Origin of the sequence: Tenacibaculum sp. HL-MS23 (genome assembly GCF_032463465.1) — a bacterium.
Classification (GTDB): domain Bacteria; phylum Bacteroidota; class Bacteroidia; order Flavobacteriales; family Flavobacteriaceae; genus Polaribacter; species Polaribacter bernardetii.
In genome coordinates this window covers 2,022,336-2,037,154 of the sequence record NZ_CP135989.1, presented here as the reverse complement: position 1 = coordinate 2,037,154, position 14,819 = coordinate 2,022,336, and the positions used below count along the sequence as shown (strand labels likewise).

The following is a 14,819-nucleotide window of genomic DNA, read 5'->3' as shown; positions in this document are numbered from 1 at the left end:
TGAAAGTCATAAAATAAAATGATAAAACCGATACAGAAATGTATCGGTTTATTTATTTTTATAAAATGAATTATCTTAAAATAATCACAGCAGTAATATTACTTTTAGCAACATTATTTTTGCTAGTAAGTTGTAACCAAGAGAAGTTAAACAATAAAATGAATTCAAGGAAAATAGTAATTGCACATCGTGGCGCATCCGCATATTTACCAGAACATACTATGGAGGCAAAAGCAATGGCTTATGCTATGAATCCTGATTATATTGAGCAAGATTTAGTGTTAAGCAAAGACAATGTTCCTGTAGTAATTCATGATATTTACCTAGATGATGTTACCAATGTTACTGAGGTTTTTCCTGATAAAAAAAGAAAAGACAATCGTTATTATGTAATTGATTTTACATTTGATGAGTTGCAGCAGTTACAAGTTACAGAACGTTTTAACCCAAAAACAGGAAAACAGTTTTATCCAACGCGTTTTCCCAAAAATAAAGGAAATTTTAAATTACATTCTTTTGAGCAAGAGATAGAATTGATTCAGGGATTAAATTATAGTACAGGGAAAAATATCGGAATTTATCCAGAAATTAAAAATCCGGAATTTCATTATGAAAACGGAAAAGACATTGCTAAAATTACCCTAGATATTCTTTCAGATTACGGATATAAAACAAAAAACGACAACTGTATTTTTCAATGTTTTGACGCCAAAGAATTAGAAAGGGTTAGAACAGAATTAAAATCTGATTTATTTTTAGTGCAATTGATGGAGTTTCCTGAGGAAACAAAAAAACTACAACATTTTGCAACATATGCAGACGGAATTGGACCTTGGTACAAGCAAATTATTGATAAAAAAGAAAACGGAAAATGGTTGTTTACTTCTTTGGTTTCAGATGCTCATAAACTCGGATTAAAAGTACATCCATATACTTTTAGAGGCGATCAATTAGGCGAGTTTTCTTCTTTTAATGAGATGCTAGAAGTGTTATTTTTTGAAGCAAATATTGACGGTGGTTTTACCGATTTCCCCGATAAAATAGTTGAATTTTTAGCTAAGAAGTAACTTCAATCAGTTTTGATCGATAAGCAGATAGTAATTTAGATTTAGAGATAAAGCCAAGGTATTTTCCGTTTTTGATAACAGGTAAATTCCAAACACCACTTTCTTTAAATTTCTGCATTACTTTTTCAACAGAATCCGTGTGCTGAATAATCGATGGCGCACTTCTCATAAAAGTTTCTACTGTAACTTTATCGTACATTTCGGTATCAAACATAATAGGCCTAATATCATCTAACAAAACAATTCCTAAAAACTGTTTGTCCTTTTCAGTTACAGGGAAAATATTTCTGTTAGAATTAGAAACCGCTTTTTTAAGCATGTCACCTAAAAGCATTTCTGGATGAACAGCTTTAAAATTTGTTTCTATCAATTTGTTAATCTTCATCATCATTAGCACATTTTTATCTTTGTTATGTGTAATGAGTTCGCCTCGTTCAGCTAATTCTACCGTGTAAATAGAGTTGGATATAAAGTATTTTGTAACCGCAAAAGAAATTGCGGCAACCAACATTAAAGGAACAAATAGATTATAACCACCAGTAATTTCTGCAATTAAAAAAATAGCGGTTAAAGGGGCATGTAATACGCCTGCCATTAAACCAGTCATACCTATTAAAGTAAAGTTAGATTCTGATACATTACCGCCTAATTGATTAATGATTTTTGCAGATACATTTCCTAAAGCACTTCCCATAACTAATGTAGGAATAAAGATTCCGCCAACACCACCAGCAGCAAATGTCGTAGTCATGGCTATGGCTTTAAATAGCGTAATTAGTAATAAGAAACCGATAACAATCCAAACATTTTCGAAATCTACATTATACGGAATGTCTTTTAAGGCAGCCAAAGCGTTTCCTTCTAATAAATTATTAATTAATCCGTAACCTTCACCATATAAAGGCGGAATTAAATACAACATTACTCCAATTGCAATTCCGCCAATAATAAATTTATGGATTGGTTTTTTAATCCGTTTAAAGAAATTGGTAATACTAAAATAAATTTTCGAAAAATACACAGAAGCTAATCCGGTAACAAAACCCAACAACACATAATAAAAAATATCTTTTATTTGAAAGGCATCTATCAATTTGAAACCTAATAAAGCATCTTTTTCAAAAAAGAAATAAGAAGTTATAACAGCAGAAACTGACGCCAATAATAAAGGAACCAATGAGGCAAAAGCTAAATCTAAACTAAAAATTTCGATAGCAAATATTATCGCAGCAACAGGCGCTTTAAACATAGATGACATTGCACCGGCCGTTGCACAACCAATTAAAAGCATTCTTGTTTTTTGATTCATATGAAACAACTGAGAAACCGTTGATCCTAATGCGGCACCAGTACTTACAGCCGGACCTTGTAAACCAACAGAACCACCAAAACCAACAGTAATTGGTGCGGTAATTAGAGAGGCATAAATTTTATATCTCTCTATGATTCCGCTACGTTTAGAAATAGCATGAAGTGTTGTAGAGATACCATGACCAATCTCTTTTTTAATGAATCTTTTTTTAATGTAATACACTAAAGCGAGCCCTATAATTGGAAAAATAAAATAAAGAGAATGATGAATATCCTTAATAAACTTACCTTCTAAAATAGTTTGAAAAAAAGAAGTCATATTCTTTAGAATAAGCGTTCCAATTCCGGCTAAAAAACCCACAAAAACACTTAATACATATATAAATTGTCGTTCAGAAATATTTTTATACCTCCAAATTAATATTTTTTTGAATATGTTTCTAGGCTTTGGCATTCATCAATTATAATAAGAGCTTTATGTTAAATTACGACTTTTCTTGAGTGCTGATATCTTTTATCAAACCAAAGGCAAAATAAACAACTAAGAATCCACCAAAAACAATACAAAGCCACATAAAAATTTTAGTTTCCCAAAAAGGAGTGGTTTTTATTTTTATTGCTTCTTGTTTAACTTTCGAGAAGTTTAAAACGCTTGCTTCTTTTAAGGCAATTGTTTTGTTAGATATAAAATTACCTAGGTCGTACGAAGGTTTAATAAGTGTAGTATCAATTACTATGGTGTATTTTTCTTGCTGCTTTAAATTAGCGATTACGTATACTGGTTTTTGTAATAATTGTACGTTTTCTATCGCCAAAGGCGGATTGTCTTTGTTTTCGATTTCGATACTAAATTCTTTTTCATTTAAATTGTTAAGAACAAACGTATTTTTGTTTTTAGAGTTCAATTGAAATCTAGCAATTACCTGATCATAAGTTTCAAAACGTTTTTTAATTTTACGAGTTCTCTTTACGATAACCTTTGCGTTGCGCAGAAAAAAATCAGTAGTAATATTAAACGAAATAGTATTTATTTTATGCGCATTTTCTGACGAAAATTTAAGTTGAGTTACCTTTTTATCTTTTAAAGTAACCGTTTTTTGTTTGTAGTTAAAAACCTCTAAAGGTGCTTGTGTAAAAAACTTACTTTCATAAACACCAGCTTCTAAAATATTGATAGGTAATGAGTTTTTATCGTTAAAGTTAATACGTAAAAAAGCATAGGTGTTTAGCGGGAAATCTATCGTTTTTTCTAAAAACACTTTTCCGGATGTCGTTTTACTAGGAATATTTATATACGATAGTTTTTTGTCTGAAACCAAACCAAACCAATCTTTGCCGTTATCACTACCATACACATTATAGCTTTTTCTGATTTTAGTATTTGCTATTTTAAATATAATATAATCTTGCTTTTTACCACTTTCATTTTTTATAATAATAGAAGTAACAGAGTCTTTAATTACTTTTTTAGAAGCTATTTTAATCGTTTTAAAAGTAGAGAAATTCCTGTCGTTATTATAAATTAAAACATACGGAACTTCATTTTTTTCAGCATCTTTAATTCGTAAAAAATTAAAATTATCATTACTTGAAGCACGTATCTTTTGAGATAGCATTATCTTATGTAAACCATCTTCTTTAATTGTATCTAAAGATCCTTTATAGCTTTGGCTAAAACCAGTAATTGTAATAAATAAGGCTGCTAATAAACTATATTGCTTCATTATTGTCTTCTTTTTCTGAGGTTTCATCAACTACTAATTTTTTAATTTTTTGATACACAAAAGAAATCACTAATATTAAAATTCCTAATAAAATAAAAGCAATTATTTTTCCGGTTTCTGATACGTTTTTAATATCGTACATAAACAATTTAACAATCGTTAAACCCAATAATGAAAGTGCAATTACTCGCAATGTTTTCCATTGTCTTCGTATTCCTATAATTAAAAATATAAAAGAGAAAACACCCCAAAGTATCGGATATCCTATTTTTATAATTTGTGTTTTAGTTTCTTGTACTTGGGTGTTTACAAAATTGCTTTTTAAATATTGATTATCTTCAGTATTGGGAAATTTTTCGGCTAACTCAACTGTATCAATCGTATTAGAAATATATAAACCGTGGGTCATTATTTCATTGCTTAACACATAAACAATCGCAAAAGTAAATAACCATGGCAACCATTTGCTTTTCGTTGCATTAATATTAAAAAGAGGTGGTGTTTTTTTAAATAGTTGATATCCGAAATAAACCAAACACGCTAAAACAATATAATGAAAGTAAAAAGCATATTTAGTATTGGTGTTACCTATAAAATTTTGAGCCATTTCGTTTGCCGAAAACTTATAAAATGAAAGAATATAAAATAAGATAGAAAAACTACTTATTAATAATACGAACTTCGAAAATACTTTGTTTTTGAACATTGCCGTTAAGTATAATAAGACAGCCACAAAAACAAAATGATAAACTAGTGGGAAAGATAACACTGAAAAAGTGTTTTCTAAAAATTGATCTGCTTGATAAAAGATTTCTAAAATCCCCGTGAAATAACTTACAAGAATGGCAAGTATTAAAACCAATTTTTTGTAAAAATTAATATTCAGTACAAAAACTTTAGCAACAACTTCCTTTTCTTTTTGTAATAACCAATACGTTAAAAACAACGAAACACTTACCGTAAAACCAGCAATAAATAACGGATTAAAGACCACTGATAATTCTTCGGATGAACCATAACGATCCCAATCTATTAATAAACTAAAAAACGTTAGCGTTTGTACAATTACAGCGCCTATTTTAAAAGAATTAATTTTCGATTTTTGAGACAACCAAAATAACAACACCGCTTCTGCAGCCCAAAATAAGGTAATATGATTTCCTTCAAATTGAATTGGTATTGTAAGTGTAACAAAAGTAAGCGCTAAGCCAATTAAGAGATATATTGCGTTTTTATCTAATCCGAATTTTTTATATAAAACTGTGGCATAGCCTAAATTATAAACCGCTAATAACAATGTAAATAATCCAGTAAGATTAGAGTCTAAATCATTTAGTATTAACATTCCCGTTCCGAAAAATACAAACGTATTCGCAACCAAAATAAGATATTCTATAGCAGAGAAAACACCTTTATTTTTAAGGTTGTTTAAAACAATGGTAATACTAAATATAAAATAAAAGATAGTTGCAAAAGTTAAAGCACCTGTATGTGAAAATGATGGTTCTCCTATTTTTAAGGCGCACCAGCTAGTAAATAATATGGTAGTAAAAATGTAGGCTAAAATGGTAGAAACTTTCCATTTTTTAAAATAAGAAATCCCTAATATACCAATGTTTAAAATGGCAATATAAGTGAACAATATAATGTAATTACCTTCACCAGTACTCACCATAAAAGGTGCCGCAAATCCACCAATTAATGATAAAACAGCTAGTTCTTGACGGTTGTAAGAAACAGAAACTAAACTACTAAAGGCAGTAATCACTGCCATTATACTAAAAGCAATGGTTTGACTAAATAGTTGGTATTCGTTAAACGCAATATAAATAGTAAAATAAAAGATACTAATTGCTCCGGCTACTAAAACCGAGCTAAAAGAGGCGTAATTTTTCTTTAGTTTATGAGCAATAGCCATAACAAGCGAACCGCATAAAATACCAATACCAACTCTTGCCGGTTCGTTTATCCAATCTTTATCAATCGCATATTTAACGAAGAAACTAATTCCCAATACTAAAATTAAGATTCCGAGTTTATTAATTAAGTTTTCACCTATAAACTTTTCTAAATCAGGATTTTTCTCCTTAAATGATTTTAACCAAGACTTTTTTGGAACTGTTTTAACTTTTTGCTGTACAACTTGTTTTTGAGTTTTCGTTAGCGTTGGTTTTTGTGGAATACCAACAACTGGTTGTATTGTTTTTTCGATGCTTTTTTCAGGGACAATAGTAGTAGCTTTTACTACTTTAATAGGTTCATTCTTTACAGGTTCTTTGGCTACAACAACTGTTTCTTTTGTTTCGGAAGCTGTTCTTTTTGAAAGAATTTCATTTTGAAGAAAACGAAGTCGGTTTTTTAAATCTTCAATAGTTAGGTTTTGTTCTTTAAACTTGTTGTTTATATTTCTGTTAAGAAAATAGAAACATAAAATGAGTGTTATAAATAAAAAACCTTCCATAGAATCTCTTTTTGAATTTCAATATCAAATGTAAACTTTTAAAATGATAACGATTGTTGTAATAATTAAAATGAAAAAGTAACTTTAATATATAGAGCTTCTATTGGAAACTAATCACTAAAAATATTCAGTTTATAGTTTATTTGTTAGGTAGTAATTTTTGCAACTCTTCATAATCGCCTAAATATAATTGACGTAAAGTTTCTACATAGGGTCTTTGATTATAGTAGCCGTCATTAAAATCTTTTATAGCAGCATCTAGCAGCTTAGTCGCTTTTTCAATTTCACCTTGTTCTTTAAATATAAAGGCTTTGTAGTATTTTGCATCAGCGCTAAAACCGTACGAGTTTTTAATAACACGATCAAAGCAAAGTTGTGCTTCTGCATAGTTTTCTAACTCGAGATATGCGATACCTTTGTATAAAAAGGCAGTAACATCTACAGAGCTTTCACTAAAATCTTCAATTTCTTTATCGATATATTTATCAAAATAAAAAATAGCTTTTTTATAATCGTTTAGGCCTAAATAAGCAATTCCTCGCCAACAATCTACACTTAAACCTTGCGGAGCATCAATAAAATTAGGTGTTAAAATATCGCTCTTATCAAAATCTGCAATTGCTTTTTTGTAGTCTCTATAAAACCATAAATACAAGTATCCACGCCAAGGAATTCGGTTTACAGAATCTAGTTTTAAAGCCTTGTCGTATTGCGGTTTCCATTTATTTGGCATTCCTCTTTTTAAATGCGCAACTGATAACTCATAGATACCTTGTTCGTATGTAGGATCTATTTTTAAGGCTTCTACAATTCCGTTTTGAAAAGGTGTTGAACCTTGTGTAAAAAACACGGCTTTTTTATATCTTTTTTCGGCTAAAGTTCTTTTACTTTCTTCATTTTTACAAGACAGAAAACTAATAATAAATATAAGGCTAAGGGATAATTTGAGTAACTTTTCCATTTTCTATTCTATAAGATATATACATGTAATAATTTTGCGGTGTGTTATCATAAGAAATAACATTCCAATTTGCTGGTTTTGAGGTAAAGGTCAATAACTCATCTACCATTTTAGGATTTAGAGATTTTTCTTTTAAATCTAAATCCATTTCAATAATTTCAAACCAACCAGCATTTCCTTCACAGTTTACTAAAAACCGATAATTCAAATAACCAGATTCTGTATAGTTATTTGTGTTAAACTGCGTGTTTACTGCATCTCTAAATTGCTTTTTAGAGCCTTTGTAAGCTTTTAAACTTGCACTACTATAGGTGTGATAAATACCACCATCATTACATAGTTGGTGTTTATCGTTTAAAAGTGCTTTACTTTGGTCGATATAGCCAACATAATGTTTAAAAGGTTTGTTTTCGGTATCGTATGCTTGGTTAATATAAAAGTAGCCGAAGAGAAGTAGCGAACCAATAAGAACTAAAATAGTAGTAATAACTATTAAAACAATTTTTAGAATTTTCTTTTTTTTCATGATTTAAAAGTAATAAAAAAATCCCGTTCTAAATTTAGAACGGGATTTTATATGTTTTCTGTTATTTCGAATGATAATGAAGCAATCTCTTAATTTATAAACAGATTACTCCGCCAGTTTTCCTCGTAATAACGTTTATTCTTTTAAATCTAATTTTATACTTAATTCTGATAATTGCGCATCGTTTAAAGCAGCCGGAGCATCAATCATTACATCACGACCAGAGTTGTTTTTAGGGAATGCAATAAAGTCACGAATTGTTTCTTGTCCGCCTAAAATAGCAACCAATCTATCTAATCCGAAAGCTAAACCACCGTGTGGTGGCGCACCATATTCAAAAGCATCCATTAAGAAACCAAATTGTTCTTTAGCTTCAGCTTCTGTAAAACCTAAATGCTTAAACATAATAGCTTGTGTTTCTTTATCATGAATTCTGATAGAACCTCCACCGATTTCATTTCCGTTCAACACTAAATCGTAAGCATTTGCTTTTACATCGCCAGGATTGGTATCTAATAATTCTAACTGACCTGGTTTTGGTGACGTAAACGGGTGGTGCATTGCGTGGTAATTGCCAGTTTCTTCGTCTAATTCTAATAAAGGGAAATCAATTACCCATAACGGAGCAAATACCTTCGGATCTCTTAAACCTAAACGTTCTGCCATTTCCATACGTAAAGCAGATAATTGTGCACGTACTTTTGTAGTGTTTCCTGATAAAATACAGATTAAATCACCAACTTTTGCGCCAGTTTTTTCTGCCCATTTTGCTAAATCTTCTTGGCCGTAAAATTTATCTACAGATGATTTAAAAGTACCATCTTCGTTACATTTAACATACACCATTCCTAAAGCACCAACTTGTGGACGACGTACCCAATCTATTAATTTATCTATTTCTTTTCTTGTATATTTTGCTCCCCCAGGAACTGCAATTCCTACAACTAGCTCAGCATCGTTAAATACTTTAAATTCTTTTTGTTGTGCAACATCGTTTAATTCTCCAAACTCCATTCCGAAACGGATATCTGGTTTGTCATTTCCATATAAACGCATGGCGTCATCAAACAACATTCTAGGGAACTTATCTACTTCAACATTGTTAATTTCCTTCAGTAAGTGACGTGTTAGGCCTTCAAAAATATTTAAAATATCTTCTTGATCTACAAAAGCCATTTCACAATCAATTTGTGTGAATTCTGGCTGACGATCGGCACGTAAATCTTCATCTCTAAAACACTTTACAATCTGAAAGTATTTATCCATTCCACCAACCATTAATAGTTGTTTGAATGTTTGAGGCGATTGTGGTAATGCGTAAAACTGACCTGCATTCATTCTTGAAGGCACTAAGAAATCACGTGCTCCTTCTGGAGTTGACTTGATTAAATAAGGCGTTTCTACTTCTATAAACTCTTGGTCAGATAAATATTTACGTACTTCCATTGATACTTTCGATCTAAAGATCAAACTATCTTTTACAGGATTACGACGAATATCTAAATAACGATATTTCATTCTGATATCTTCACCACCATCCGTTTTATCTTCAATAGTAAAAGGCGGAGTCTTAGCTTCGTTTAATATTTCTAAACTAGTTACTAATAATTCAACCTCACCAGTAGGAATATTTTTATTTTTCGATTCTCGTTCGATAACAGTACCGGTAACTTGAACAACAAATTCACGTCCTAAAGTTTTGGCTTTTTCCATTAAATCTTTAGAGGTACGCGCTTCGTCAAAAATTAACTGTGTAATTCCGTAACGATCACGTAAATCTACCCAAATCATAAAACCTTTATCACGAGATTTTTGTACCCAACCAGATAAGGTAACTTCAGTATTTATGTGTGAGGCTCTTAATTCGCCACAAGTTTGCGTTCTGTACATTTCTTGAATTTTAAAAGTGCAAAATTACGTAAATAAAAAGGAGGATTAAAAGTAGTTAGAATAAAAATAAACACTAAATGACTAGCTTTATAACTTTATAGTTAAATATGTTTCTCAACATAAAAAAATAGTACTTTTAAACTTCAAATAATCGCCATGTTTAAAAATATACTTTTAGTAACAGTACTTGTTGTAACTTTTGTTAGTTGTAAGAAGGAAAATGAGATTCAAGTTTTAAATTCTTCAAATTATTTTGATGTTCTTAATAAAGAATTTACAGGAGATTTAGCTTTCGAAACAACTTCGTTTGTTGAAAAATATTGGAGAGTTGTGGGTAATACAGGTTTTAATAAAAGCGTGTACAGAATTGCAGATGAGCTTGAGAAATCAGGGTTTGTAAAAGAAGATGTTGCTACGAGTACGGATTTTTTAACTTACAGAATTGAAAAAAGACCGCTTGAAAAACCAACATGGGAATCTGTTAATGCTGAGGTGAAAATAGTTGGTGAAGAAACTCCTTTGTTACAACATAGTACCAATAGAAACATGATTGCTTTAAATTCGTACAGTACGCCCAAGGAAGGTGTTACTACCGAAGTAGTTTATGTGAAAGATATACAGAAACTGAAAACTTTAAATATTAAAGGTAAAATTGTTTTTGCAGAAACAAGCCCTAGCAGAATATTTAAGCAAGCTATTGTAGAAGGCGGAGCGGCAGGATTGATTACTTATAGCAATCCGAAATATTTACAGCCTAAAAAAAATAAAACATCAATTCAGTTTAGAGCTATTCCTTTAAATGAAGATATAAAAGCATGGGCAATTGCAATGTCTTATGAAGCTAAAGAGAAATTGAAAGCGAAGTTATTAAAAGGGAAAGTTGTTTTAAATGTGAATATAGAAACGAACATTTATCCGTCAGAAGAATTAACAATTATTGCGGATGTAAAAGGAGCTAAATTACCTAAAGAGCGTTTGGTTTTTAGTGCTCACATACAAGAACCTGGTGCAAATGATAATGCAACAGGAGTAGGAGTGGCTTTAGAAATGGCAACTCTTACTGCGAAATTTATAAAAGAGAAGCGATTTTCACCAAACAGAACATTAACTTTTTTATGGGGAGATGAAATTATTTCTACAAACCGATATGTTAAAGAAGATAGCATTAGAGCTAAAGATATAAAGTGGGGAATTTCATTAGACATGGTTGGTGAAGACACCGAAAAAACGGGAGGTACTTTTTTAATTGAAAAAATGCCAGATCCAAGTGCTATTTGGACACGCGGAAAAGACAAGCATACAGAATGGGGAGGTAGAAAAATGAAATTAAGTGAAATGAAACCTCATTATTTAAATGATTTTTTAATTGATAAATTTAAAGAGCAAGGTAAACGCGCAAATTGGGTAGTTAGTACAAATCCTTTTGAAGGAGGAAGTGATCATGTTCCGTTTTTAAAGGCAGATATTCCGAGTGTTTTATTTTGGCATTTTACAGATCAGTTTTACCATACTGATAATGATAGAATAGATAAAGTATCTAAAACTACTTTAAAAAATGTAGGTGTTACTTCGTTAACATCCGCTTTTACATTATTAAATGCTGATAAAAAAACCGCTAAATCAATTTTAATGAATATAGAAAAAGCGGCACTCTCTAGACTTAAAGAAGAACAACATCAAAGTGAAATGTCTTTAGCAAAAGGAGATTCTTTAAAAACTCAAATAGCAATAATTTCTGCATGGAATAATTGGTATGCTAAAACGGCATTAACGACAATAGATATTGTAAAAGATAGTACAACTTTTAAAAAGGAAATTAAAAAATCTCAAAAATTAATTGATTCAATGTCTTTAAAGGTTATAAAAGAGCTAGGTAAAAAGGACTCACTTAAAACGTTAGAAAATTAGAACAATGACTATAAATAATTTTAAAAATAAATTAAGAAATACTCCAAAAGATATTAATTTTTCAGAAACTATTAGCGTTATTGAAGAGAACTATGTTTTTACCCCATCTGCATTTAAAAATGGAGATTTACAAAACAGTAGCGCAGAAAATTTAGGTTCGTGTAAAGTGTTTTCTTTTGCTTTAAAACAACAGTTAACCAAAGAAGAAACACTAGCTTCTTTTGCACAATATTACTTTATTGATGTTCTAGAGAATCCGAATGGTAGTGATCATCAAAATATTAGAAACTTTATGAATACTGGTTTTGAGGGATTGATTTTTGATAATGAAACCTTAGTGGAGAAAATTTAATTCATTAAATAAGCATAGCTCTAATTGTAATATTTGCTTGAGCTCTCTGGCTTTTTTATGAGAGAAGCGAGTGTTAAAACCTTGGCTATTCTGATTTCCTTACATAAAATTATAACAAGAAGTTGGGCGTTACCATAAATGGTCGCGCTTTTACTACTCGCTTTTTTTTCATTCTTCAAAAAAGAGCTCAAACAAACCGTTCAATCGCTAACGCAACAAATCATAAAAACATATTTTTGCAAGTATGCTACAAGTAAACAATATTTCGTTTTCTTATACTAAAGAAAAAACAACCCTTACAAACATTAATTTCTCTTTGCAAAAAGGAGAACATGTATGTATAATGGGAAAAAGTGGTTGCGGAAAATCAACTTTATTAAAAGTCATTTACGGCTTGTTAGATCTTGACAAAGGAGACATCTATTGGAATGATTTTCAAATCTTAGGACCTGCACATTATTTAGTTCCCGGTATCGATATTTTTAAATACGTTGCGCAAGATTTCGATTTAATGCCATATACTTCCGTAAGTGAAAACATTAAAAAATTTCTATCTCGTTTTTATCCCGAAGAAGCAAAGCAAAGAACAAATGAGTTATTAGAGGTAATAGAAATGACAGAGTTTGCCAATATAAAGATTAAAAACTTAAGCGGAGGGCAACAACAACGCGTGGCAATTGCTCGTGCCTTAGCTAAAGAACCTGAATTATTGTTACTAGATGAGCCTTTCGGACAAATAGATAATTTTAAAAAGAATTCGCTTAGTAGAAACTTATTTACCTACCTAAAGGACAAAAATATTGCTTGTATTATAGCCACTCACGATGGCAATGACGCGCTTTCGTTTGCTGATAAAATGATTGTTATTAAAGACCATCAAATAATTGCGAATGATATACCAGTGAACTTATATAAAAACCCTAAGTTAAAATATGTAGCCACTTTATTTGATGATGTAAATGAAGTTCTCGTCAATAATAAAAAAGTATTATTATATCCACATCAAATAAAAATTGTTGAAAAATCGGAATTTAAAGCTATAGTTCTGAAGACTTATTTTAAAGGTTATTGTTGGCTTATTGAAGCTGAATATAACCTGCAAACTATTTTTTTAAACCATTCAAAATCTATTGAAATAAAAAAAGCAGTTTCATTAGAATTTAATGAAACTGCTTAAACCAATAATAACTATCTCTTAATTAATTATTACTCAACTATTTTAATATGTTTTTAATTTGGCTAAAAAATACACTCTTATCTAAAAAAAGATAAAAGTGTATTGTAATACTTCTTTTTCTATGAAGGGATAGCAACCTTTCCTATATTAAAAACAAGTAAGTTTTATTTTACCCTACTTTATTTCTAAAAAATTTCTTTTATTTTTTGTTCAACCTTGTTAAATATAAAAATATCTCCTACTTTTTTACCTAGTAACATGGATCCTATTGGTGAAGAAACCGAAATAGCAAAATAAGTTTTACCCTTAATTATAAGTTGTCCAGCGCTAATACTTATAAAAAAAAATGCTTTATTTGTTTTAACTACACTACCTAAATGTGCAGTTTCAGAAATTTTTCCAATATTAATTTTAGAAAGAATTTCTCTCATTTTTATGATTCCGCTAAGCTGTTGGCCCGCTTTTTCCATCTCTAACTGCAACATTGCTCTACCTGTTTCATGTTTATCTCCTGCCGAACTTTTGGTTTCTGATTGTAATGCGTTTTGGTTCGACGAAATTATTTCTTCTACCGTTTGTAAGCGTTTGTTTACAAACGCTTCACATTGTATAAAAAGTTGGTGTTTAATATTCATTTTTTAAGGTAAATGCATATGCTTCGTAATTTCCATGATGAGAAATTGAACATGAATTAGTAAGTAATTTTTCTTTGTAAAAATACAAAGGAGCACCAACAACTGTTTTTCTTTTTTCTATCTCTTTAAATAAATATGATGTTTTCTTTTCAAGTGTTTTTCTGATCACTTTATTTACTGTGTTTGGTAAACAAATAGCTGATGTAATTTTACCTCCATTCTTTACTTCATCAGCAATTGTATGAATATAAAAAGTGTTTAAAAAAATAGTTATATAATATTTTATGCCTTCAAAAACAACAACACCTTCTTCTTTTGAAGTTAGTGTACATTGAAATTTTTTGGGAGCAAAAAAACGTTTTTTAACCTTTTGTGTATAACATTTATAGGCGGCTTCTTTCATGCTCCAAAACACCCAAACTTTTAAAAACGGATTTTCAGAGGCTAAAATTTCACCTTGCTCTTTTTGGGTAAATTGCTTCTCTAAAAAACCTTTTCGTTGCCAGTTACTTTGAATTTTAGCTAAGCCTAAATCAACAATATCATTGCCAATATTATGCATTCATTTTTGTTTGAATAATTACAACGGTTTCTTTTACAGAAAGCATTTTTTCCATAGAATCGTTATCTATTTCAATATTAAACTCATCTTCTACATCTAAAATAATATCTACCAAATTTGCCGAATTTATTTCTAAATCCTTAATAAAATCGGTGTTTTCATTAATATTCTTAAAGCCTTTTTCATTTTGAACATAAGGCTTTACAATCGTTGTTAACTTTACTATAATTTCTTCTTTTTTCATT

The 14,819-nt window shown here is 30.2% G+C and carries 13 protein-coding genes; 4 read left to right on the top strand and 9 right to left on the bottom strand.

All coding sequences use genetic code 11. The annotated features are described in order from the left end of the window. Positions 1 to 65: 65 nt before the first annotated feature. Positions 66 to 1,067: a glycerophosphodiester phosphodiesterase gene (gene glpQ / locus RRF68_RS09475; protein ID WP_315944198.1), complete on the top strand. Its 1,002-nt coding sequence runs from the start codon at positions 66 to 68 to the stop codon at positions 1,065 to 1,067. Here glpQ and RRF68_RS09470 read toward each other — a convergent pair. From RRF68_RS09470 to aspS, 6 genes are all read right to left on the bottom strand, one after another. Then, positions 1,057 to 2,832 (bottom strand): chloride channel protein, encoded by a 1,776-nt coding sequence (locus RRF68_RS09470; RefSeq protein WP_315944197.1) that lies wholly within the window; start codon positions 2,830 to 2,832, stop codon positions 1,057 to 1,059. The two genes, glpQ and RRF68_RS09470, sit on opposite strands and share 11 nt — an antisense overlap. Positions 2,833 to 2,863: 31 nt before the next feature. Beyond that, positions 2,864 to 4,102, bottom strand: coding sequence for a hypothetical protein (locus RRF68_RS09465; RefSeq protein WP_315944196.1), 1,239 nt, complete (start codon positions 4,100 to 4,102; stop codon positions 2,864 to 2,866). Next, complete coding sequence (locus RRF68_RS09460; RefSeq protein WP_315944195.1) at positions 4,089 to 6,563, bottom strand: DUF2339 domain-containing protein; 2,475 nt, start codon at positions 6,561 to 6,563, stop codon at positions 4,089 to 4,091. The genes RRF68_RS09465 and RRF68_RS09460 overlap by 14 nt, the downstream gene beginning before the upstream one ends. A 139-nt stretch (positions 6,564 to 6,702) precedes the next feature. After that, positions 6,703 to 7,524: a tetratricopeptide repeat protein gene (locus RRF68_RS09455; protein WP_315944194.1), complete on the bottom strand. Its 822-nt coding sequence runs from the start codon at positions 7,522 to 7,524 to the stop codon at positions 6,703 to 6,705. After that, positions 7,496 to 8,050: a hypothetical protein gene (locus RRF68_RS09450; RefSeq protein ID WP_218771881.1), complete on the bottom strand. Its 555-nt coding sequence runs from the start codon at positions 8,048 to 8,050 to the stop codon at positions 7,496 to 7,498. The genes RRF68_RS09455 and RRF68_RS09450 overlap by 29 nt, the downstream gene beginning before the upstream one ends. A 135-nt stretch (positions 8,051 to 8,185) precedes the next feature. After that, positions 8,186 to 9,940, bottom strand: a complete 1,755-nt coding sequence (gene aspS / locus RRF68_RS09445) for an aspartate--tRNA ligase (protein ID WP_315944193.1) — start codon at positions 9,938 to 9,940, stop codon at positions 8,186 to 8,188. A 156-nt stretch (positions 9,941 to 10,096) separates the two neighbouring features. Between aspS and RRF68_RS09440 the strand changes: the two genes are divergently transcribed. The 3 genes from RRF68_RS09440 to RRF68_RS09430 all read left to right on the top strand — a co-directional run bounded on the left by RRF68_RS09440 (position 10,097) and on the right by RRF68_RS09430 (position 13,377). Further along, entirely contained in the window at positions 10,097 to 11,848 is a 1,752-nt protein-coding gene (locus tag RRF68_RS09440; RefSeq protein ID WP_315944192.1) for a M28 family peptidase, read from the top strand. 4 nt (positions 11,849 to 11,852) lie between these two features. Next, complete coding sequence (locus RRF68_RS09435; protein WP_218771878.1) at positions 11,853 to 12,200, top strand: HopJ type III effector protein; 348 nt, start codon at positions 11,853 to 11,855, stop codon at positions 12,198 to 12,200. Between the two features lie 244 nt (positions 12,201 to 12,444). Continuing rightward, on the top strand, positions 12,445 to 13,377 hold the full coding sequence (locus tag RRF68_RS09430; protein ID WP_315944191.1) for an ABC transporter ATP-binding protein: 933 nt from the start codon (positions 12,445 to 12,447) through the stop codon (positions 13,375 to 13,377). Positions 13,378 to 13,562: 185 nt separating this feature from the next. Here the strand turns inward: RRF68_RS09430 and RRF68_RS09425 are convergent, their stop codons facing one another. Genes RRF68_RS09425 through RRF68_RS09415 form a run of 3 tightly spaced genes read right to left on the bottom strand, consistent with a single transcriptional unit; the run spans position 13,563 to position 14,818 of the window. After that, positions 13,563 to 14,012 carry a 3-oxoacyl-ACP synthase gene (locus RRF68_RS09425; RefSeq protein ID WP_315944190.1) on the bottom strand — a complete coding sequence of 150 codons (450 nt, stop codon included), beginning with the start codon at positions 14,010 to 14,012 and terminating at the stop codon, positions 13,563 to 13,565. Continuing rightward, positions 14,002 to 14,574 carry a 4'-phosphopantetheinyl transferase superfamily protein gene (locus tag RRF68_RS09420; RefSeq protein WP_315944189.1) on the bottom strand — a complete coding sequence of 191 codons (573 nt, stop codon included), beginning with the start codon at positions 14,572 to 14,574 and terminating at the stop codon, positions 14,002 to 14,004. The genes RRF68_RS09425 and RRF68_RS09420 overlap by 11 nt, the downstream gene beginning before the upstream one ends. Then, entirely contained in the window at positions 14,567 to 14,818 is a 252-nt protein-coding gene (locus RRF68_RS09415) for an acyl carrier protein (RefSeq protein WP_218771874.1), read from the bottom strand. Before RRF68_RS09415 ends, RRF68_RS09420 begins: the two co-directional genes overlap by 8 nt. Between the last annotated feature and the right edge of the window lies 1 nt (position 14,819).

Excerpts from the sequence above, each read along its gene's own strand:
- glpQ (WP_315944198.1), top strand. The coding sequence starts at position 66 with ATGAATTATCTTAAAATAATCACAGCAGTAATATTACTTTTAGCAACA.
- RRF68_RS09470 (WP_315944197.1), bottom strand. The coding sequence starts at position 2,832 with ATGCCAAAGCCTAGAAACATATTCAAAAAAATATTAATTTGGAGGTAT.
- RRF68_RS09465 (WP_315944196.1), bottom strand. The coding sequence starts at position 4,102 with ATGAAGCAATATAGTTTATTAGCAGCCTTATTTATTACAATTACTGGT.
- RRF68_RS09460 (WP_315944195.1), bottom strand. The coding sequence starts at position 6,563 with ATGGAAGGTTTTTTATTTATAACACTCATTTTATGTTTCTATTTTCTT.
- RRF68_RS09455 (WP_315944194.1), bottom strand. The coding sequence starts at position 7,524 with ATGGAAAAGTTACTCAAATTATCCCTTAGCCTTATATTTATTATTAGT.
- RRF68_RS09450 (WP_218771881.1), bottom strand. The coding sequence starts at position 8,050 with ATGAAAAAAAAGAAAATTCTAAAAATTGTTTTAATAGTTATTACTACT.
- aspS (WP_315944193.1), bottom strand. The coding sequence starts at position 9,940 with ATGTACAGAACGCAAACTTGTGGCGAATTAAGAGCCTCACACATAAAT.
- RRF68_RS09440 (WP_315944192.1), top strand. The coding sequence starts at position 10,097 with ATGTTTAAAAATATACTTTTAGTAACAGTACTTGTTGTAACTTTTGTT.
- RRF68_RS09435 (WP_218771878.1), top strand. The coding sequence starts at position 11,853 with ATGACTATAAATAATTTTAAAAATAAATTAAGAAATACTCCAAAAGAT.
- RRF68_RS09430 (WP_315944191.1), top strand. The coding sequence starts at position 12,445 with ATGCTACAAGTAAACAATATTTCGTTTTCTTATACTAAAGAAAAAACA.
- RRF68_RS09425 (WP_315944190.1), bottom strand. The coding sequence starts at position 14,012 with ATGAATATTAAACACCAACTTTTTATACAATGTGAAGCGTTTGTAAAC.
- RRF68_RS09420 (WP_315944189.1), bottom strand. The coding sequence starts at position 14,574 with ATGCATAATATTGGCAATGATATTGTTGATTTAGGCTTAGCTAAAATT.
- RRF68_RS09415 (WP_218771874.1), bottom strand. The coding sequence starts at position 14,818 with ATGAAAAAAGAAGAAATTATAGTAAAGTTAACAACGATTGTAAAGCCT.